General features: G+C 33.5%; 4 protein-coding genes. 1 reads left to right on the top strand and 3 read right to left on the bottom strand.

Annotated features, from left to right (window positions below):
• Positions 1-159: 159 nt before the first annotated feature.
• The gene (locus tag REG_RS10865; protein ID WP_141553668.1) at positions 160-498 is read right to left on the bottom strand and encodes a hypothetical protein; all 339 of its coding nucleotides are present in this window, start codon (positions 496-498) and stop codon (positions 160-162) included.
• Positions 499-1,029: 531 nt separating this feature from the next.
• Entirely contained in the window at positions 1,030-1,227 is a 198-nt protein-coding gene (locus REG_RS08625; protein WP_039908309.1) for a TraY domain-containing protein, read from the bottom strand.
• A 521-nt stretch (positions 1,228-1,748) separates the two neighbouring features.
• Between REG_RS08625 and REG_RS08620 the strand changes: the two genes are divergently transcribed.
• Positions 1,749-2,177 carry a GNAT family N-acetyltransferase gene (locus tag REG_RS08620; protein WP_006705287.1) on the top strand — a complete coding sequence of 143 codons (429 nt, stop codon included), beginning with the start codon at positions 1,749-1,751 and terminating at the stop codon, positions 2,175-2,177.
• Positions 2,178-2,241: 64 nt separating this feature from the next.
• Here REG_RS08620 and REG_RS08615 read toward each other — a convergent pair whose 3' ends face one another.
• Entirely contained in the window at positions 2,242-2,934 is a 693-nt protein-coding gene (locus REG_RS08615; RefSeq protein ID WP_039908306.1) for a helix-turn-helix transcriptional regulator, read from the bottom strand.
• Positions 2,935-3,136: the final 202 nt, after the last annotated feature.

The raw sequence follows: 3,136 nt of genomic DNA, 5'->3' as shown, positions 1-3,136 counted from the left end.
AGCATATCCGCCCGCTATTTTTCCATCAGCAGATAATGCATGCAATAAAGAAACCCCCGAATTATCACTTTTAACGTCCCTAAACGGTTTTAGTCCCCCAGTTATCACCAGACCAAATAACCGCGTTGAAAAAAACTGAATTACTATCAACTCCACCCGCTATTTTTCCATTAGCAGATAATGCACGTACTGAAAAAAACCAAAACTCTTATTTTCTAACGTCCTTAAAACGGTTTTAGTTCCCCATTTATCGCCAGACCAAATAACCGTGTTGAACAGACCTGAACCATTATTATCACATCCGCCCGCTATTTTTCCATCAGCAGATAATGCTAGTACTAAAGAAGATTGCTTCAAATTATCATCTAACGTCTCTAAATTTCTCTTTTCAATTACCTCAGAAAAAGCCAGCAGCGGTGCTCCGAAAAAAAATAACAAACACATTAAATAATTCTTTTTTGCATTACAGAAATTGATTGTCATTTTAGAAATTTTCATAAGTGATGAGCCGAAAAGTATGATCGCGTTGGGTCGGTGACCCAATTTAGATGAATACCACCTGATTTTTAAGCAATTTATGATTTTTCTCATAAGGCTAATTATCCAATAATCCCATCTAGGAAAGGCGTTTTATTTTATACTGAGCAAATAGCGGTTTTCTGGCTTTTTTATTTTCTTTTCATTTCGCGTGGCCGCTACTATTTTATCTTTTAACGCGCATTTTCTCGCTCTATTTTGTCGGTTACTCATCACGACGCTCTCCTATTTTCAACAAACGGGATAAATTCTTGTGGAATATAACGATGAAATCCGGTTTATTTAGAGGGAATGATTTTAACGCATTATTAATATCGGTCATAGCCAGTCAACCCCACTCAAATTAATTTTTATTTTCAGTGTATTAATATATTTTATTATTTCGTTGATGATTTATGATAAAAATTAACTTTCTCAATAAAAAAGAATAGTTTTCCCTGATGAAAACATTACCGTTTCATGAGATATAGAATAAAAATAATAACTATTTCACTACTCTCTTTTTTCTGTGACACCGATTTCAGATATAGATGAAAATTTTCGTAAGTGATCTTCTAGCCTCAATTCAGATTCACATTTTTTGGTTCTTTTAGATTTAAGTGCGCTGATAGTTAATAAACTATTTGCGGTGGCTGATATTTTAACAGTGACCATTGTCCCTGTCTCGGTTGCCTCAATATTTACTTTCACTCTCCCGTCCTTAAAGTTCACTTATGTATTTTTAGTTTATATTTATACATGCCGATTCCATTATTAACAGATATAAAATTTCATAAAAATTATTTTTTAGTATTTCATCTCTGGCCTTCATTATTTACACACAATTAATAGTGTTTAAAATAGTGTTTAATTAAGTAAGCCATAATTATGATTTATTTATACGCCATTATGATACAATAATACTACTTACATACATTATTATTAGAGTGAATTTTACTCTTGCTAAAATATAAAATAAATAATTTTCCTATTCTCAATATTTCATCATTCATAATGAAAAACATTTAACTATCTGTGTATTAACAAGCTTCTTTTGGCAAAAAATACTATTATCGTATAGTGTAAAAATTTTATACTTATATTAATAATTTTTATATGATCGAGCAAAAAGACCTGAATAGTTCTGATCAAAATTTCGATGAGTGCCAGTTAGGATTATTCCGAATACCGGTTATTGACGAAAATAGTCTCGTTACAATTAAGAGGTAAATATGTGTTTTAGTGACAAACCTAATGAACAGGAAGAAAAATTTATCATAGATCAACTCTGGGATCATAACAAACAGTATAACGCCGTAGACATTCGGTCTTTAGTTGTCACGAAGAAAAACGATAAAGGCGAAATTATCGCCGGATTAATAGCTAGAACGTGGTGGGGAGGTCTTGAAATCCAGTATCTATGGGTAGATAAACACCACCGTAAGAAGGGTTTTGGTAAGCAATTAATGGAGCAAGCAGAGAAAGAAGCCGCCAATCGTGGTTGTCATTTTGCTTATGTCGACACTTTTAGCTTCCAAGCGCAGGGGTTTTATCACAAACTGGGATACCGTGAGTACGGGGAACTATCAGGTTTTGTGCACAAATATACCCGCTATTTTTTATCCAAAAAATTACCACCTCAGCTAACATCCACAGCATAATGCAATATTTAGTTAAATTAATGGTGATGAATTACCTTATGGTCTCACCGTTTTTTTGAACGCTTCATGAAATGAAGAGAACACCTTTAGAAATAAGTTCAGTAGGAATGTATTTATCAAAACCGGTATGTTTGCAATATGTTATAAATTGATGTAATGAATTAACTCCTATTTTTTGATATATGATGAGCAGTCGGTTTTCTACTGTCCGATGAGATAGTTCAAGTTTTTTGGCTATTTGCTTGCAGCATAATCTATTTACTGCAAAAAAAATTATCCTCAATTCTGATTTTGTAAATAGATCATTAGGGGGTTCTAGTATTAATGCAGATGGAGAACGTTTATCAATAAGTTCCAATGGAGATAAAGAGTTAAATTTCCTGGCATGCCAAACAGTCGCTACGCACTGCTTATCTTTATTGTAAACTGGAAATTTTTCACAAAAATAAGGCTGAATGGATTCTCCGTTGTTCCAAAAATGGGTCTCAATAATACAGACACTTTTTCCGCTCTTTTCAGCACGTCTATCGTGATCTTGTAATTCTGGCGCTAATTCCGCCCAGGGGGCAGGACATTCATGATCCAATTTCCCTTCAATATTAAAGTTAGAGGGTATACCGGTGAAATTTAAGGCAGCCTGATTCATGTGCAGATGCTGTGATTGTAAATTTTTTATTCCCCAAGCTTCATTAAAACTATCTATAGAAAGGATAAGAGAATTGAGCTGTTCTGTAGAAATTTCTGGCATTTTTTTCATAATGGCATCCATATTTAATTTTAGTAACAAGTAGAAATTATTATTTCTATATCAACACTAACTTGTTATCTTTTAATATAAATAGAATGCTATCAAATCTGGGATGATGATCATCTTCATCATATGGCAAAGACTACGGAATAGCCTACGAAGGCGGGATGGTTTTTTCGGATGATTGTAGTGATGTGATCGACACCCCTTC

Source organism: Candidatus Regiella insecticola LSR1 (assembly GCF_000143625.1).
In the GTDB taxonomy this organism is placed as follows: domain Bacteria; phylum Pseudomonadota; class Gammaproteobacteria; order Enterobacterales; family Enterobacteriaceae; genus Regiella; species Regiella insecticola.
The sequence above is the reverse complement of the archived record's forward strand: the minus strand, read 5'-3'. Positions and strand labels throughout refer to the sequence as shown.

Bases quoted from the DNA above. Each gene is read 5' to 3' on its own strand.
- REG_RS10865 (WP_141553668.1), bottom strand. From the start codon at position 498: ATGAAAATTTCTAAAATGACAATCAATTTCTGTAATGCAAAAAAGAAT.
- REG_RS08620 (WP_006705287.1), top strand. From the start codon at position 1,749: ATGTGTTTTAGTGACAAACCTAATGAACAGGAAGAAAAATTTATCATA.
- REG_RS08615 (WP_039908306.1), bottom strand. From the start codon at position 2,934: ATGAAAAAAATGCCAGAAATTTCTACAGAACAGCTCAATTCTCTTATC.